We start from the raw sequence: 13,679 nt of genomic DNA, 5'->3' as shown, positions 1-13,679 counted from the left end.
TCACGCCTCGAACCCGACGGCCCCGAGGAAGTCGCGCCAGGAGTCGGCGACGAGGGCACCCTCGCAGGCCGCCGGGTCGCTGTACGGCTGACGAAAGAGCGCGCCCGCCTTCCCCGCCGCGAGGGCGTTCCTGACGTTCAGGTGGTAGTCGTCGACCAGCAGGTCACCCGGGAGCGCCCCCTTGTCCGGGGGCACCTCCTCGACGAACGCGTCGTAGGGGACGTCGTGGTCGTCGAGCCACCGGCGGGTGACCGGGTGCGTCTCGGCCGGGCGGTGGGTGGCGATGCGGACCTCGTGACCGTGGTCGCGCAGGCGGGCCATCGCCCCCGCCGCGCCGGGAAGTGGGTCCATCGACAGCAGGAACTCCTCGGGGCGGTCGGCCATCGCGTCGTGGATGAGTTCGCCGACGTGCCTGTCGGTGCCCTCGACGGGGTAGCTCCACTCGGTGATGTCGGGTTCGGCCAGCGAGACGCCGTATCGTTCGTCGACGTACTCGACGAGCCGCGGGATGTTCGCGCAGAGCGTCCCGTCGACGTCGACCAGAACCGTGCGCTCGGGGCCGGTGCGGAGGTTCATCGGCCGAGACGCGGGGGGCAGCGCGCAAAGACCCGTCGGTTCGACCGACCGTCCCGGTCAGCCGTGAGCCGCCCGGACCGCCCGTTCGAGGGGCGCGCGCTCGGGGGCGAAGGCGAGGTGCGTGGGGCAGTCGCAGTCGGAGGCGCCGAGGCCGCCGACGGGGGCGAGTGCCTCGACGAGCGCACGGGCGACGGCGCACTCCACGTCGGCCTCGCGGGTCGTCACGACGTCCTCGACGGCGGCGCCGGGGTGACCGAGGAGGTAGTCGACGTGCCAGTGGCGGGCGTCGCGCTCGCCGCGCGCGAGTTCGCGGTGGCGCGCCACGCGGGAGAGACCGCCCGGTCCGAACGCGCTCCCCGTGTAGGCGTACCAGCCGGCGTCGAGGGCGCGCTCGCCCGCCGCGCCGAACTCGACGGTGGCAGGGCCGTCGAGGCGGACCAGGAGCGTGTAGGTGCCGCGGTCGGTCACGCCTCGTCCGCGTCCTCGAAGTCGAGCGCGACGGAGTTGATGCAGAAGCGCTGCCCCGTCGGGTCGGGGCCGTCCTCGAAGACGTGGCCGAGGTGGCCGCCGCAGGCCGCACAGACGACTTCCGTGCGGACCATCCCGTGGCTGGTGTCGCGGCGGAGTTCGACGCTCCCCTCGGCGGCGTCGTAGAACGAGGGCCACCCGGAGCCCTCGCTGTCGAACTTCGTCTCCGAGTCGAACAGTTCGGCGCCACACCCGGCACAGACGTAGGTGCCCTCGTCGTCCTTTCCGACGAACTCGCCGGTGAACTTCGCCTCCGTTCCCTGCTCGCGCAGGACGCGGTACTCCTCGTCGGTGAGGAGGTCGCGCCACTCCTCGTCGGTCTCGGGCAGGTCGTGGGTCTGCTCGCTCATGGTCGTGGTAGGCGTCGCGGGCGTAAATGCTCACGGCCGCTGACGGTCCGTCACGACCGCCGAGAAGTCACGGACGCGGACCGGCGGGCCGCTGAAGTCGCTCGCGGCCGTTCGGTGACCGGTGAGGCGACCGAGGGTCGGCGTCGTGTACCCGTCCGACGTGACGGCGAACCCGCTCAAGCGGCGGCTGTTCGGCGCGATGAGCGACTGGGCCGACGTGGTCCGTCTCGACCCCGCCGAGGCTCACCCCGCCCTCTGGCGGTTCGACCTCGACTGCCTCCACGTCGCGCGGTACGCGCCGCCGGCGCTCGCCGACATGCGCCGGGCCGAACTCGCCGGCGTCCGGACGGTCAACGCGACCGCCGGGGCGCGCCTCGCCTGCGACCGTCTCGCGCGCAGTCGCCTCCTGCGTGCCCACGACGTCCGGGTCCCGCGCTTCGAGTTCGGGACGGACGACGCCGTCTCGCTCGACCCGCCGGTCGTCGTGAAGCGCCGGTTCGAGTACACCGAACGCGACCACGTCCATCGCTACGTCCGGTCGGGACCCGTCGCGTACGACGGCGAGCGCCTCGTCGAGTCGCTCGTCGGAGCGGAGACGTCCTACAAGTGTTACCGGGTCGGCGAGGCCGTCCGGACGGTGACGCCGTCGTCGGGTCGGGAGGTGTCGGCGACCGACCCCCCCTCAGGGGTCGAGTCGCTCGCCCGGGCCGTGGGCGACCTGTTCGGCCTCACGTGCTGCGAGGTCGACCTCCTCGCGGTCGAGGTGGGCCGACCGTACGTCGTCGACGTGAACCCGGCGGTGAGCCTGCGCGGCGTCCCCGACGGCCGGGCCGTGTACGAGTCGCACCTCAGGCGGGAGGCGCGCCGGGCCGTCGAGGGCGAGTGAGACGACGGTCAGCCCTTGATGTTCGCGATGGGGCGCATCCGCGCCACCTTCGTCCCGATGCCGAGGGCGTCGCTGACGCGGACCACCTCGTCGACGTCCTTGTACGCGCCGGGAGCTTCCTCGGCGACCGTCTCGCCCGAGCGCGCCTTCACGTAGACGCCCTCGCCCCGGAGGCGCTGGGTGAGGCTCCCCGCCTCGTAGTCCTTCTTCGCCTGCGTCCGGGACTTCAGGCGGCCCGCACCGTGGGCGGTCGAGCCGAAACTCAACTCGAGCGACCGGTCGCTGCCCGCGAGGACGTACGAGTGTGTCCCCATGCTCCCCGGGAGGAGGACGGGCTGGCCGACGTCGCGGTAGGCCGCGGGCACCTCCGGGTGGCCGGCGGGGAACGCCCGCGTCGCCCCCTTGCGGTGGACGAGCAGGTCCATCTCCTCGCCGTCGACCTCGTGGGTCTCCTCCTTGGCGATGTTGTGACAGACGTCGTAGACGAGGTCGACGCGCGCCTCGTCGAACAGTTCCTCGAACGTCTGCCGGACGGCCTGCGTCATCGCCTGTCGGTTGGCCCACGCGAAGTTGGCCGCGGCGTACATCGCGCGGCGGTAGTCCTCGGCCGCCTCGTCGCCGAGGGGGGCGTAGACGAGCTGGCGGTCCGGGAGCGAGTCCACCAGGTCGGGGTACTCCCGCTCGAAGCGCCGGATGTACTCCTGGCACACCTGGTGACCGAGGCCGCGCGACCCCGAGTGGATCATCACGACGACCTGGTCCTCGCGGAGGCCGTAGGCGTCGGCGGTGGCCTCGTCGTAGAGGTCGGTGACGCGCTGGACCTCGAGGAAGTGGTTACCGGAGCCGAGCGACCCGACCTGCTTGACGCCCCGCTTCTTCGCGTTCTCGGGGACGGCGTCGGGGTCCCCCGGCAGTCGGCCCCCCTCCTCGCAGTGTTCGAGGTCGGCCGCGCGGGCGTGGCCCGCCTCGCGCATCCACTCCATCCCGTCGCGGAGGATGCCGTCGACGTCGTCGCGGTCGGTCCGGACGTACCCGCCCTTCCCGAGGCCGCAGGGGACGAGGTCGTAGAGGCGCTCGACGAGTTCCTCCTCGCGGCCCTGCACCGCCTCGTAGTCGAGGGGGGTACGGAGGACGCGCACCCCGCAGTTGATGTCGAAGCCGATGCCGCCCGGGGAGATGGCGCCGCCGTCCATCTCGACGGCTGCCACCCCACCGATGGGGAAGCCGTAACCGAGGTGGCCGTCGGGGAGGACGACGGAGTACTTCTGGATGCCCGGGAGGGTGGCGACGTTGCGCACCTGCTGGAGGGTCTGGCCCTCCTCGCGCATCTTCTCCAGCAGGGGTTCGGAGGCGTAGACGCGCGCCGGGACGCGCATGTCGCCGGAGCGCGGAATCTCGTAGACGTCCTCGGCGACTTCGGTTGGTTCCATGTGTGTCGGTTGCCGCCGGAGGGGCAAAAAACGACGCGAGACCGGTCAGATGTCGAGGGTGGCTTCGAGGACCCACCCCTCGCCGACGGGTTCGACGCGCATCTCGCTGTAGGTGGGACTCTTCACGTCGAACAGCGGGTCGTCGATGGGACCGGCGCGGACGGTGGCCGACAGTGTGTACCCGCCTTCGTTCGCGCGCTCCTCGACGGTCACGTCCTCGGCCCGGGCGACGGCCACCTCCTCCAGTTCCTGGAGGAGGACGAGTTCGGCGAGGTAGTCGAACAGGAGCGCCTCGCGGTCCTCGGCGTCGAGTTCGAGGGGGAACGCGAGTGCGTCGTCGCCGCCGCCCTCCGAGATGGCGGCGAACGCCCGGGCGGCCTCGGCGAACGCCGCCGCGAGCGTCGGTCCCGTCGCCCGGAAGCGGGCGTCGGCCGGGTGAGAGAGCAACTCGAAGCTCACGACCGCACCTCCACGGTGGTCATGGTCGAACGGAGGGCAGGGCCCCTCAAGACCGTTGCCACCCGGCGTCAGACGTACCCGGCGAGGTAGGGACGGACGTCCTCGCGGGTGACGGTCTCGCCGCGCTCGACGTAGTAGGAGGCGCAGGTGTTGGCGAGGCCGAGCGCGGAGCGCCACCCCCACCCCACGGCGAGCCCGTGCGCGAGGCCCGCGTCGAAGCGGTCGCCGCCGCCGGTCTGGCGCGTCACGTCCTCGGTTTCGAGGTTCGCGACGTGGACCACGTCGTCCGGCGTGGCCGCGGTCGCCGCCGCCTCGTCGTGACAGACCACCCCCGAGATGCCGGTTCGCTCGCGGAGGCCCGCGAGGCGCGCCGCGAAGTCGACGCCGGTGGCGTCCGTGCCGACGCCGCCGGCCGACGCGAGCGCGTCGGCCTCCCGGCGGTTGACGCTGAGGACGACCCGCGACCACCCGTCACCCACCACCGCCAGCGCGTCGAGGAAATCCGCGAGGAACGAGGGGTCGGTCCCCGTGAGGTCGCCCGGGTCGAAGACGAACACGTCGGCGAGGAGGTGGTCTCCGAGCGCCCGGAGCGCGTCGGTCATCCCCGGTATCGACACCCAGTTGCCACAGCAGACCGCGTCCGCCCCGAGCGCCGCCTCCAGGTCCGCGACGTCGTCGAGGGCGGCGAGGTCCCACGCGGAGACGTCCCCGGAGGCCTCCGCGAGGACGACGTCGCCCTCGACGAACTCACAGACCGACACGCGGGCGGGCGTCCCCATCGAGACCGTCTCGAACGGGAGGTCGGCGAAGAGGGGGTCGTCGAGGTAGCCGTAGAGCGTCACGTCGTCCGAGAGCGCGTGGGCCTGCAGTGCCATGTTCGTCGCCTGGCCCCCCGGTTCGCGGCGGCGGGGGACGAGACGGAACGACTTCGAGGCGCCGGCCTCGACGCGCCCGGCGAAGTCGGTCCGGTCCTCGACGACGGTTCCCGCGCCGACGTGGACCGGACCGAACGTGTCGACGCTCCCGTCGGGGAGCGCCGTGACGCGGACGGGACTGTTGGCGTCGAGTGCGTCCGGCAGTGCCTCGTAGACCGCGCGGGAGGGAGAATCCATGCACACGGTATGGGACGCGCCTACAAATGACAGTCGGTAGCACGAACCGCGGGCGGCCCACAGCGTCGTGCGCTCAGCGCGGTTCGCAGACGAGGACCTCGCCGCTCCCGCGGATGACGACCTCGACGTCGCGGTAGGTGAACGCCACGTACTCGATGACGCTCTCGCCGGGGCGCTGTTCGGTGAAGAGGCGTTCGAGCGCGTCCCACTCGGCGACGCTCGCGAGCGGGGGTTCGAGCAGCATCGGGTCCTCGTCGAGGACCTCGCCGAGGGCTATCGTGACAGTCGCGAGGAGTGATTCGGCGTCGGTGTCGGTGAACTGCGCTCGATTGAGCACCGTCCGGTCCGGCCGTCCCTCACCGTCCCACCGATTCCCACCTGGCGACATGACGTGAGCATATTTGCATCCCTGACAGTAAAACCAACGTATAGTAGTGTTTCAAAATATAGGGTTTGGCACAGGAATATTCAGTCGTATGATATAACTGGGATGTGTACTTATAAAATATCTGAGTAACGTTGAAGTCTGTCGGGTCGAGATGGGAGGGGGATGAGCGACGAACGGGGCTGGCGGCTCGACTGCACGACGTGTGACTTCAGGGCGCGGGTTCGGTCGCGTGAACTCGCCGACCGCCTCGCGACGATTCACGAATCCGCCTCCGGTCACGACGTCGAACGGACCGAAGTGCGGTAGCCGAGACGCCGAGCGAGCGGCCGAGCGGAACTCTCTCCGGAACCGAGAGGTTCGAGGACCTGTCGGTCCTCGTCCGTGCCGACGCGCGTCGGGTTGGCGCGTCCGCGGACCGCCGCCAGAGGGACCGACCGTGCTGGAGGGTGACGAACCCCCTCGTTTCGTGTGGAACTATCGCACGTCTAATACAGTCGCCTGACTGATAGAGGGAATCGGGACTCCCGGGTATCGACACGGGACGACCGAGACCGGCGAGGACCGTCGACGGAGTCACCGCTCGGGGGGTGGCGTCGAGATGAAGTGGCTGGGGAGGTCGCGCCCGTTGTGTTCGGTCCGGTCACGGCGACCGGAGCGCGATGGGTCGACGCGGATTTGAACCGCGGACCTCCCGGTTATCAGCCGAGCGCTCATACCTGGCTGAGCTACCGACCCATTGGACGCACTCGGTGGTACTGCAGTAGCACAATTAAGGGTTTCTCTTCGGCGCCGACGTGTGTCGAATTCGCGTCCGTCAGTTGTCGCTTCCGGAGCCGCGGTCGACGCTGTACTCGTCGTCGCCCATGGTGTACTCCTCGTCGCCCTCGTAGCTGGTCTCCTCCTGGGGGAACCCGCCGGTGTACACCCGGCCGGTCGTGAAGCCCTCCGTCTTCGCGTCGACGTAGGGCGTGACGACGAACTTCTTCACCGCCACGCGGACGGGATAGCGCGTCGGCGGGAGGGCGAGCAACAACCCGATTGCGTCGGTGACGATGCCCGGCGTGAGCAGGAACGCACCCGCGGCGATGAGCAGGGCGCCGTCGACCACCTCGTCGTCGGGTATCTCCCCGCGGGAGAGCTTCGCCTGAATCTTCCGGAGCGTGTGACGCCCCTCCGCGCGGACGAGCAACATGCCGACGAGGGCGGTCAGGACGACGAGCGCGATGGTCGCGACGGGACCGAGGAAGCGGACCGACAGCGCGACGAGGACCAGGATATCGAAGAGCGGGATGAGCAGCAACAGCCCGATGACCCGGAGCATACCCACACTATCCCTCGCGGCGGGAAACCTGTTCCGGCTTGCCCCGTTCGGGCGCACACGCCGCGCGTCCGAGTCGTAACAGGCTTTCGCGCGTCGTCCCAACCCGGGGCATGGACGACGAGACGCTGGTCGAGTGGCACGAGTGGGGGCCGGCCCCCTTCGAGGAGGCCCGCGCCGCCGACCGCCCCGTGTTGCTCTCGCTGACCGCGCCCTGGTGTCACTGGTGCGCGCGGATGGACGAGGAGGCCTACTCGAACCCGAGCGTCGCGGCCAACATCCACGACGACTTCGTCCCCGTCCGGGTCGACATCGACCGCCACCCGCGCGTCCGCGAGCGCTACCAGATGGGCGGGTTCCCCTCGACGGTGGTCCTCACGCCGAGCGGCGACATCGTGAGCGGCGCGACGTACATGACCACCGAGAACCTGCGGACGGTCCTCGAACGGGTCCGCGAGGTGTGGGACGAGCGCGGCGAGGACGCCGGCCGCGTCCCCCGCGCGCTCCGGGACCCCGAACCCCCCCGGGGCCACCTCGACGGCGAGGTAGAGGGCCACATGCTCGAACAGGTGCGCTCGGCCTTCGACGAGGAGTACGGCGGCTGGGGCGTCGACGCGAAGTTCCCCCTCCCCCGGACGGTGGAGTTCGCCCTCAAGCGCGACCGCGACCGCGCCCTGCGCACGCTCGAGGCCGTCCACACCCACCTCTACGACACCTACGGCGGCGGCTTCTACCGCTACGCGACCGGCCGCGACTGGAGCGACCCCCACCGCGAGAAACTGCTCGACGAGAACGCCGCTGTCGCCCGGGCGTTCGCCAACGCCTACCTCTACACGGGCGAGACCACCTACCGCGACGCCGCCCTCGGGACGCGCGATTACCTCACGACGACCCTCTGGTCGGGCGATGCCTTCGCGGGGAGCCAGGCCGGCGGCGACTACTACACGCTGGAGGCCAGCGAGCGCGAGGCGGCCGACCCCCCACACGTCGACGGGACGGTCTTCGCCGACCGCAACGGCCTCGCGGTCGACGCCCTCCTGCGCCTGCACGCCTACACCGACGACGAGGCGGCGGGGCGCTACGCCCGGCGCGCGCTCGACCACGTCCGGGAGACGCTCGTCGACGACGGGGCGGTGGCGCACTACGCCCGGAGCGAGGGCGAACGGGGGCTCCTCGCGGACCAGGCGCGCGTCCTCGGGGCGCTCGTCACCGCCGGGCAGGTGCTCGACCCCGACTACTTCGAGGCGGCGCGGAGCGTCGCGGACTGGACCGTCGACCGCCGACTCGACGACGGGACGTTCACCGACGGGCCGCAGACGGGTCCCGCGCTCCTCTCGCGCCCGCTCCGTCCCCTGGAGACGACCGTCGAACTCGCGGACGCGCTGGTCGACCTCTCGCTCGCGACCGGCGAGGAGCGCTACCGGACCGTCGCCGAGGACGCCCTCTCGGCGTTCGCCGGGGCGCGCCACCGCATGGGCGTCGAGGTGGCGGGGTACGCGACGGCCGCCTCCCGCGTCGTGCGCGACCCGCTGGTCGTGCGCGTCGCCGATGCCCCGGGGAGCGACCTCCACCGCGCGGCGTGGCGCGTCGCCGACCACGAGAAGGTAGTCGTCCCCGGCGCCGACGGCGAACCGGGGACGGCGCGGGTCGTCGTCGACGGCGAGGCAGCCGACCCCGTCGAGACGCCCGCCGAACTCGACCGCCGGGTACGGCAATCCTCGTAAACTGCCGGAGCGTTTATATCGCGCGCGCCAGACCTACAGCCAATGGCAAGCCTTCGCGACCTCGGACTGTCGGAGTACGAGGCGCGCGCCTACCGGGCGCTCCTCACGACCGGTCCGACGACGGCCAAGGAGCTGTCGCAGGTCAGCGACGTCCCGATGGGACGGGTGTACGACGTGCTCAACAGCATCGAGCAGTACAACCTGGCGCGCTCACAGAGCGCCTCGCGACCGAAGAAGTACATCGCGGTCGAACCCGAGACGGCACTCAACCGACTGCTCGCGGACAAGAAACGCGAACTGGACGAGAAGGAGGCCCAGTACGAGGAGATCGTCTCCGACCTCGTCGGCGACCTGGACACGGCCGAGCAGGTCGACGAGCGCTTCTGGACGGCCGCCGTCGGGCCCGACGAGACCGCCGACCTCTTCGTCGAGCGCATCGCCGCCGCCGACGAGCGCGTCGAGATGGTCGCCTCGACGTTCTCCCAGCAGTTCGACCTCGACGACTTCGGCGAGCGCGTCGCCTTCGAACTCGAACGGGCGCTCGAACGCGACGTCGACGTCTCGCTGCTGATGCGCCCCGACCTGGTCGACGCGCTCCCCGAGTCGGTGGGCCGGCGCTACCGCGAGTCGCTCTCCCCGCACGACTGCTTCGACTGCCGGACGAGCGACGACGTCAGCGGGAGTTTCACCATCGTCGACGACCACGAGGTGTGCATCGAGGTTCCCCACCCCCTGCGCGACGCCGACACGCTCGCCATGATCGACCTCAAGGACCGCGAGTTCGCCGGGGACGTCCGCGAGGAGTTCGAACCGCGCTGGCGCGAGGCGGAACCCCTCTCCTTCTAACCGACCGTTTGCGCTGCGCTCGGGCGCTTCGCGCCCTCGCTCGGCAAAATCTCACCCAAGAGCACTCCTCCCTCACTTCGGCGCTGACGCGCCTCCGTTCGGTCGTCGGCCCGCTCCCTCGCTCACTGGCGTTCGCTCGGTCACGGCGGAACTCGGAGTGAACACTGGACACGTATCCAGGGCCGTCGCACGTGTTCTTCTACGTGGGCACCGTGCACTCACCGCGAGCGACCACGGGGAGCGAGCCGAGGAACCCGTGAGGGCCGGCGGCTCGAACGGGAGACGAGGTACTTCTGGTCGGGGGTCTGTAGAGGAGCCACCCGCGGCGCCTCGTTATAACCGGTCGCGGTCCCCGTTCAGTTCCGCACGGAGCGTCCCCATCTCGGCGACGCGCTCGGCGTGGGCGTTGTGCTGGTGGATGGACTCGTCGTTCGACTGCTCCATCGTGACGACGGCGTCGTCGGGGAGGTGCGGGAAGTGCTCGACGACCCCCTCGGCCATCGCCCGGACGCAGTCCTCGACGAACTTCGCGTCGGCGTGGGACTCGTAGGTCATGTGGTCCTCGTCGGGGCGCTTCGCGAGGTTGTAGATGCGTGCGCTCATCGAGTCGCGGGCGATCTCGATGACGTCGTGGAGGTCGACGTCGGGCGACCCCTCGCTCTCGACGGTGACGGTGGCGTGACCGCGCTGGGAGTGTCCCGGCTGGGGGACGCGTTCGAGGAACTCCTCGATGGTGTCGTCCTCGACGCCGAGGGTGGCGAGCGTCTCGCGGGCGCGGACGGCGGACATCCCCTGTGAACAGGGACAGACCGTCATCCCGACGACGTGGGCGCCGATGGCCTCGCGGGTGCCCTCGTCGGTGGCCGTCGCGCTGGCGATGATGTCGGCGGTCGACTGGGTCGGGCGGTCGGACTCGGGGGTCCGGTCGCGGACGACGTAGGTCGCCTCCATCCGCACCTCGGCCTCCGTCGTGTAGTCGTGTTTGTCGAGGAGTCGCTCGGCGGCGTCGCCACAGACGTCCTCGACGCGCGAGGTGGTCCCGCTGACCGCGTCCTCGAGCGTCTCGTCGATGACCTCCATGTTGCGGCTCATGTCCGCCCCCTTGCGCCACGACGGCAGGTCGACGAACACCTCGAACTCGGCCATCAGCACGATCGGGCGGCGGCCGTCGCGGTCGACCTTCACGAGTTTCTCGACGCCGGTGACCCCGACGCGGTTCAGACCGACCGTCACTTCCGGACTCGACGCCTGCACGTCCGGCAGCTGATTGCTCATCGACTTCGAACTAGGGAGGCGCCCGGTTATGCGTTCCGAAAGTGGCGACGACGGCGGGTAGGAGGGTTCCACCGGGCACCGCGGCCGGGCATCCCGGTCGGCTCAGTCGAGTTTCCCGAGCGCCGCGAAGAAGTCGAGGTCCGGGCCGGCGATGCGAAGCGGCGTCTCGGAGCGGCGAACCGTCACCTCGGCGGGCGGTTCGATCTCGCGGGTGAGGCGGCCGTCGCCGACGACCACCGCCTCGTCGGCCCCGTCGACGCGCACCCGCACGGTCCGGTCGGTCCGGAGGACGAGCGGGGGCATCCCCCCGCGGGCGCACATCTCGGTGACGACGAGGGCGTCCGTCGAGGGGTGGACGAGCGGGCCGCCCTCGCTCAGGTTGTAGGCGGTGCTGCCGGTGGGCGTCGAGACGAGGACGCCGTCGGCCTGCCCGCCCGAGTAGCGCGCGCCGTCGACCCGGACCTCGGTCTCGACACCGTTGCCGTGACCGCGCTGGGTGCCCATGACGACCACCTCGTTGAGCGAGGGGGGGAGCGTCCACCCCTCGCCGGTCGCCTGCACGCGCGGCATCGTCAGCACGGCCGCGTCGCCGGCCTGGTGGCGCTCGACGACCCGGGCGACCGTCCCGACGGCGTCGTCGGGGGCGGTGGCGTTGAGGAAGCCGACCTCGCCGAGGTTGACGCCCATGAGGGGAGTGTCGCCCGCGCCGCGTGCGGCGAAGAGGAACGTCCCGTCGCCGCCGATGCTCACCACGAGGTCGCAGGCGTCCATCTCGTCGACCGGGAGGCCGTCCACGTCGAGGGCGGCGGCCGTCGCCGCGTCCGGGACCACCTCGACCGAGAGCGCCTCGCGGATGTCGCCCGCGAGGGCGGCGGCGCGAGGGTTGTCCTTCTGTGCGACGATGCCGACTCTCATCGCTCGATGGTGGGTCCCGACCGGTAAAAAGGGCGGCTGTCCGGGAGCGCCAGGCCGTGAGCGAGCGCGTCAGCCCATCGGCGAGTACTCCTTGGCCTCCGCGAGGCGCTCGAACTGCTCGTCGGTGAGCGACACCTCGTCGGCGGCGAGGTTCTCCTCCAGTTGGTCGACCGTGCGCGCGCCGACGATGGGGGCGGTGACCTGCGGGTGGTGCATGAGCCACGCGACGGACACCTGTGCGGGCGTGGCGCCCACCTCTTCGGCGACGTCCCGGACCACGTCGAGGGCGTCGAAGTTCGCCTCCGAGAGGTACCGGTCCGCGAACCGGTCGCTCTCGGCGCCGCGGGTGCCCTCGGGCATCGACCCCTCGCGCTCGTACTTCCCGGTGAGGAAGCCGCCGGCCAGCGGCGACCACGGGCAGAGACCGAGGTCGTAGGCCTCGCACATCTCGACGTAGTTGCCCTCTATCTCGCGGTTGACGAGGTTGTAGCGCGGCTGGGCGAGCGTGAAGGGCTCGTAGCCGCGCCTGTCGGCGATTTCGTTCGCGCGGGCGACCTCCCACGCGTTCGGCTCGAAGGTGGACGCACCGAGGTAGTTCACCCGGCCGTCGTCGACGAAGCCGTCGAGCGTCCGCATGAACTCCTCGGGCGGGGTCTGGTCGTCGAAGCGGTGACAGTAGAGCACGTCGAGGTAGTCCGTCCCGAGGCGGTCGAGGATGCGGTCGACCTGCCGGCGGAGGTGCTTGCGCCCGATGCCGCGGCCGTTGGGGTCGTCCTCGCGGGTCGGCCAGTACACCTTCGAGGCGACGACGAAGTCCTCCCGGTCGCGGCCCTCCAGCCAGTCGCCGATCCACTCCTCGCTCAGGCCGTCGCCGTACATGTCGGCGGTGTCGATGAAGTTGCCGCCCGCCTCGGCGTAGGCCGAGAGGAGTCGGTGGGCCTGGTCGCGGTCGACCTCGAGTTCGCCCGTGTCGGTCTCGCGACCGAAGCGCCACGTGCCGAAGGAGAGGCCGCTCACCGTCGTTCCGGTTCGTCCGAGCGGAACGGTGCTCAGGGACATGACCGAGCCGTCGCCCGCGGGGGGCTTAGTCGCGACGATGTGCGTGTCCGAAGACGAGCGCGAGGGCGTTGAGGCCGATGAGGGACGCGGCGAGTTCCCGGACCGCCGGGGTGTCGAACGCGAAGACGAGCAGGGGGACGTAACAGAGCGGGAGGAACACCGCCAGCCAGAACGCGACCGCGCGCAGGAGCCGGGTGACCGCGGTACGCACGTACGAGACGAACGGGATGAGGACGCCGTCGGCGACGGTCCGGCGGTCGGTGGAGAGGGGGGTGTTGGTGGACATAGACGTCTGCATTTTTGTCGAGGATGTGGGGTATCATATAAACCCGCGAGCTTTCACGAGACGTTCGACGTTTTACACCCGACATGAACGCTCTATCTGGTTTCAGTAGAACCGCTCAAATCGGGTTAGAAGTTTTATAGCCAGTTTTAACGTTGTATCTTTCGAACATCAAAGAAGGTATGTATTCTGATATGAGTCCGATATATCGAGGTGAAGTTCGGAACTCGGTTCTGGAACCGGGCCGTCGGTGTCGTCGAGCCGAGAGGTGTCACAGGCCGGCCAGTCGCTCGCGGAGAGTCGCCCGCGTCTCGTCGTCGAGCGTCTCCAGCACGTCCTCGGTGACGTGGCTCTCGGCGAGGGTGGCGAACGCGCGTTCGGTCTTCGCCTCGATGCGAGCCGCCGCCTTCTCGACGGCCTCGACGGAGGTGTCCCGGTCGGCCGCGATGGTCTCCCGGGAGTCGCCGGCCGCGAGGCGGTCGGCGACGGCTCGCTCGCCGGTGCTCAGGATGGAGCGCATACGGGGGCCA

General features: G+C 70.4%; 17 protein-coding genes and 1 tRNA gene. 4 read left to right on the top strand and 14 right to left on the bottom strand.

All coding sequences use genetic code 11. The features are described from left to right. From P1Y20_RS14205 to msrB, 3 genes are read right to left on the bottom strand one after another with little or no spacing between them, the layout of a single operon-like run. Positions 1-576, bottom strand: a complete 576-nt coding sequence (locus P1Y20_RS14205) for a 5' nucleotidase, NT5C type (protein WP_304449309.1) — start codon at positions 574-576, stop codon at positions 1-3. Between the two features lie 57 nt (positions 577-633). Further along, complete coding sequence (locus tag P1Y20_RS14200) at positions 634-1,044, bottom strand: GIY-YIG nuclease family protein (RefSeq protein ID WP_304449308.1); 411 nt, start codon at positions 1,042-1,044, stop codon at positions 634-636. Then, positions 1,041-1,454: a peptide-methionine (R)-S-oxide reductase MsrB gene (msrB, locus tag P1Y20_RS14195; protein ID WP_304449307.1), complete on the bottom strand. Its 414-nt coding sequence runs from the start codon at positions 1,452-1,454 to the stop codon at positions 1,041-1,043. The genes P1Y20_RS14200 and msrB overlap by 4 nt, the downstream gene beginning before the upstream one ends. Positions 1,455-1,599: 145 nt before the next feature. On the opposite strand from msrB, the gene P1Y20_RS14190 reads away from it, so the two are divergent. After that, positions 1,600-2,340 carry an ATP-grasp domain-containing protein gene (locus tag P1Y20_RS14190; RefSeq protein WP_304449306.1) on the top strand — a complete coding sequence of 247 codons (741 nt, stop codon included), beginning with the start codon at positions 1,600-1,602 and terminating at the stop codon, positions 2,338-2,340. Positions 2,341-2,348: 8 nt separating this feature from the next. Here P1Y20_RS14190 and P1Y20_RS14185 read toward each other — a convergent pair whose 3' ends face one another. The 4 genes from P1Y20_RS14185 to P1Y20_RS14170 all read right to left on the bottom strand — a co-directional run bounded on the left by P1Y20_RS14185 (position 2,349) and on the right by P1Y20_RS14170 (position 5,729). Further along, the gene (locus tag P1Y20_RS14185) at positions 2,349-3,770 is read right to left on the bottom strand and encodes an RtcB family protein (protein WP_304449305.1); all 1,422 of its coding nucleotides are present in this window, start codon (positions 3,768-3,770) and stop codon (positions 2,349-2,351) included. 45 nt (positions 3,771-3,815) lie between these two features. Next, entirely contained in the window at positions 3,816-4,229 is a 414-nt protein-coding gene (locus P1Y20_RS14180) for an archease (protein ID WP_304449304.1), read from the bottom strand. Positions 4,230-4,297: 68 nt separating this feature from the next. Beyond that, positions 4,298-5,341, bottom strand: coding sequence for a PfkB family carbohydrate kinase (locus P1Y20_RS14175; RefSeq protein ID WP_304449303.1), 1,044 nt, complete (start codon positions 5,339-5,341; stop codon positions 4,298-4,300). Positions 5,342-5,414: 73 nt separating this feature from the next. Continuing rightward, positions 5,415-5,729, bottom strand: coding sequence for a HalOD1 output domain-containing protein (locus P1Y20_RS14170; RefSeq protein ID WP_304449302.1), 315 nt, complete (start codon positions 5,727-5,729; stop codon positions 5,415-5,417). A gap of 162 nt (positions 5,730-5,891) precedes the next feature. Between P1Y20_RS14170 and P1Y20_RS14165 the strand changes: the two genes are divergently transcribed. Continuing rightward, the gene (locus P1Y20_RS14165; protein WP_304449301.1) at positions 5,892-6,035 is read left to right on the top strand and encodes a hypothetical protein; all 144 of its coding nucleotides are present in this window, start codon (positions 5,892-5,894) and stop codon (positions 6,033-6,035) included. A gap of 354 nt (positions 6,036-6,389) precedes the next feature. Here the strand turns inward: P1Y20_RS14165 and P1Y20_RS14160 are convergent. After that, positions 6,390-6,464, bottom strand: a tRNA-Ile gene (locus P1Y20_RS14160). A 79-nt stretch (positions 6,465-6,543) separates the two neighbouring features. After that, positions 6,544-7,050, bottom strand: coding sequence for an FxsA family protein (locus tag P1Y20_RS14155; protein ID WP_304449300.1), 507 nt, complete (start codon positions 7,048-7,050; stop codon positions 6,544-6,546). Positions 7,051-7,160: 110 nt separating this feature from the next. Between P1Y20_RS14155 and P1Y20_RS14150 the strand changes: the two genes are divergently transcribed. Together P1Y20_RS14150 and P1Y20_RS14145 are read left to right on the top strand one after the other, a co-directional pair. Then, positions 7,161-8,771, top strand: coding sequence for a DUF255 domain-containing protein (locus P1Y20_RS14150; RefSeq protein ID WP_304449299.1), 1,611 nt, complete (start codon positions 7,161-7,163; stop codon positions 8,769-8,771). A gap of 42 nt (positions 8,772-8,813) precedes the next feature. Then, entirely contained in the window at positions 8,814-9,617 is an 804-nt protein-coding gene (locus P1Y20_RS14145; RefSeq protein ID WP_304449298.1) for a TrmB family transcriptional regulator, read from the top strand. Positions 9,618-9,950: 333 nt separating this feature from the next. Here the strand turns inward: P1Y20_RS14145 and mptA are convergent, their stop codons facing one another. The 5 genes from mptA to P1Y20_RS14120 all read right to left on the bottom strand — a co-directional run bounded on the left by mptA (position 9,951) and on the right by P1Y20_RS14120 (position 13,669). Continuing rightward, positions 9,951-10,892: a GTP cyclohydrolase MptA gene (gene mptA / locus P1Y20_RS14140; protein ID WP_304449297.1), complete on the bottom strand. Its 942-nt coding sequence runs from the start codon at positions 10,890-10,892 to the stop codon at positions 9,951-9,953. A 102-nt stretch (positions 10,893-10,994) separates the two neighbouring features. Continuing rightward, on the bottom strand, positions 10,995-11,807 hold the full coding sequence (locus P1Y20_RS14135; RefSeq protein WP_304449296.1) for an NAD(+)/NADH kinase: 813 nt from the start codon (positions 11,805-11,807) through the stop codon (positions 10,995-10,997). A 69-nt stretch (positions 11,808-11,876) separates the two neighbouring features. Continuing rightward, positions 11,877-12,866, bottom strand: a complete 990-nt coding sequence (locus tag P1Y20_RS14130; protein ID WP_304449295.1) for an aldo/keto reductase — start codon at positions 12,864-12,866, stop codon at positions 11,877-11,879. Positions 12,867-12,891: 25 nt separating this feature from the next. Next, entirely contained in the window at positions 12,892-13,164 is a 273-nt protein-coding gene (locus P1Y20_RS14125; protein WP_304449294.1) for a DUF8028 family protein, read from the bottom strand. Between the two features lie 256 nt (positions 13,165-13,420). Then, positions 13,421-13,669: a hypothetical protein gene (locus P1Y20_RS14120; RefSeq protein ID WP_304449293.1), complete on the bottom strand. Its 249-nt coding sequence runs from the start codon at positions 13,667-13,669 to the stop codon at positions 13,421-13,423. Positions 13,670-13,679 lie beyond the last annotated feature (10 nt).

Source organism: Halomarina ordinaria (assembly GCF_030553305.1).
Lineage (GTDB): Archaea > Halobacteriota > Halobacteria > Halobacteriales > Haloarculaceae > Halomarina > Halomarina ordinaria.
Note: the sequence above shows the minus strand (reverse complement) of the source record. Positions and strands in the feature narration are given on the sequence as shown.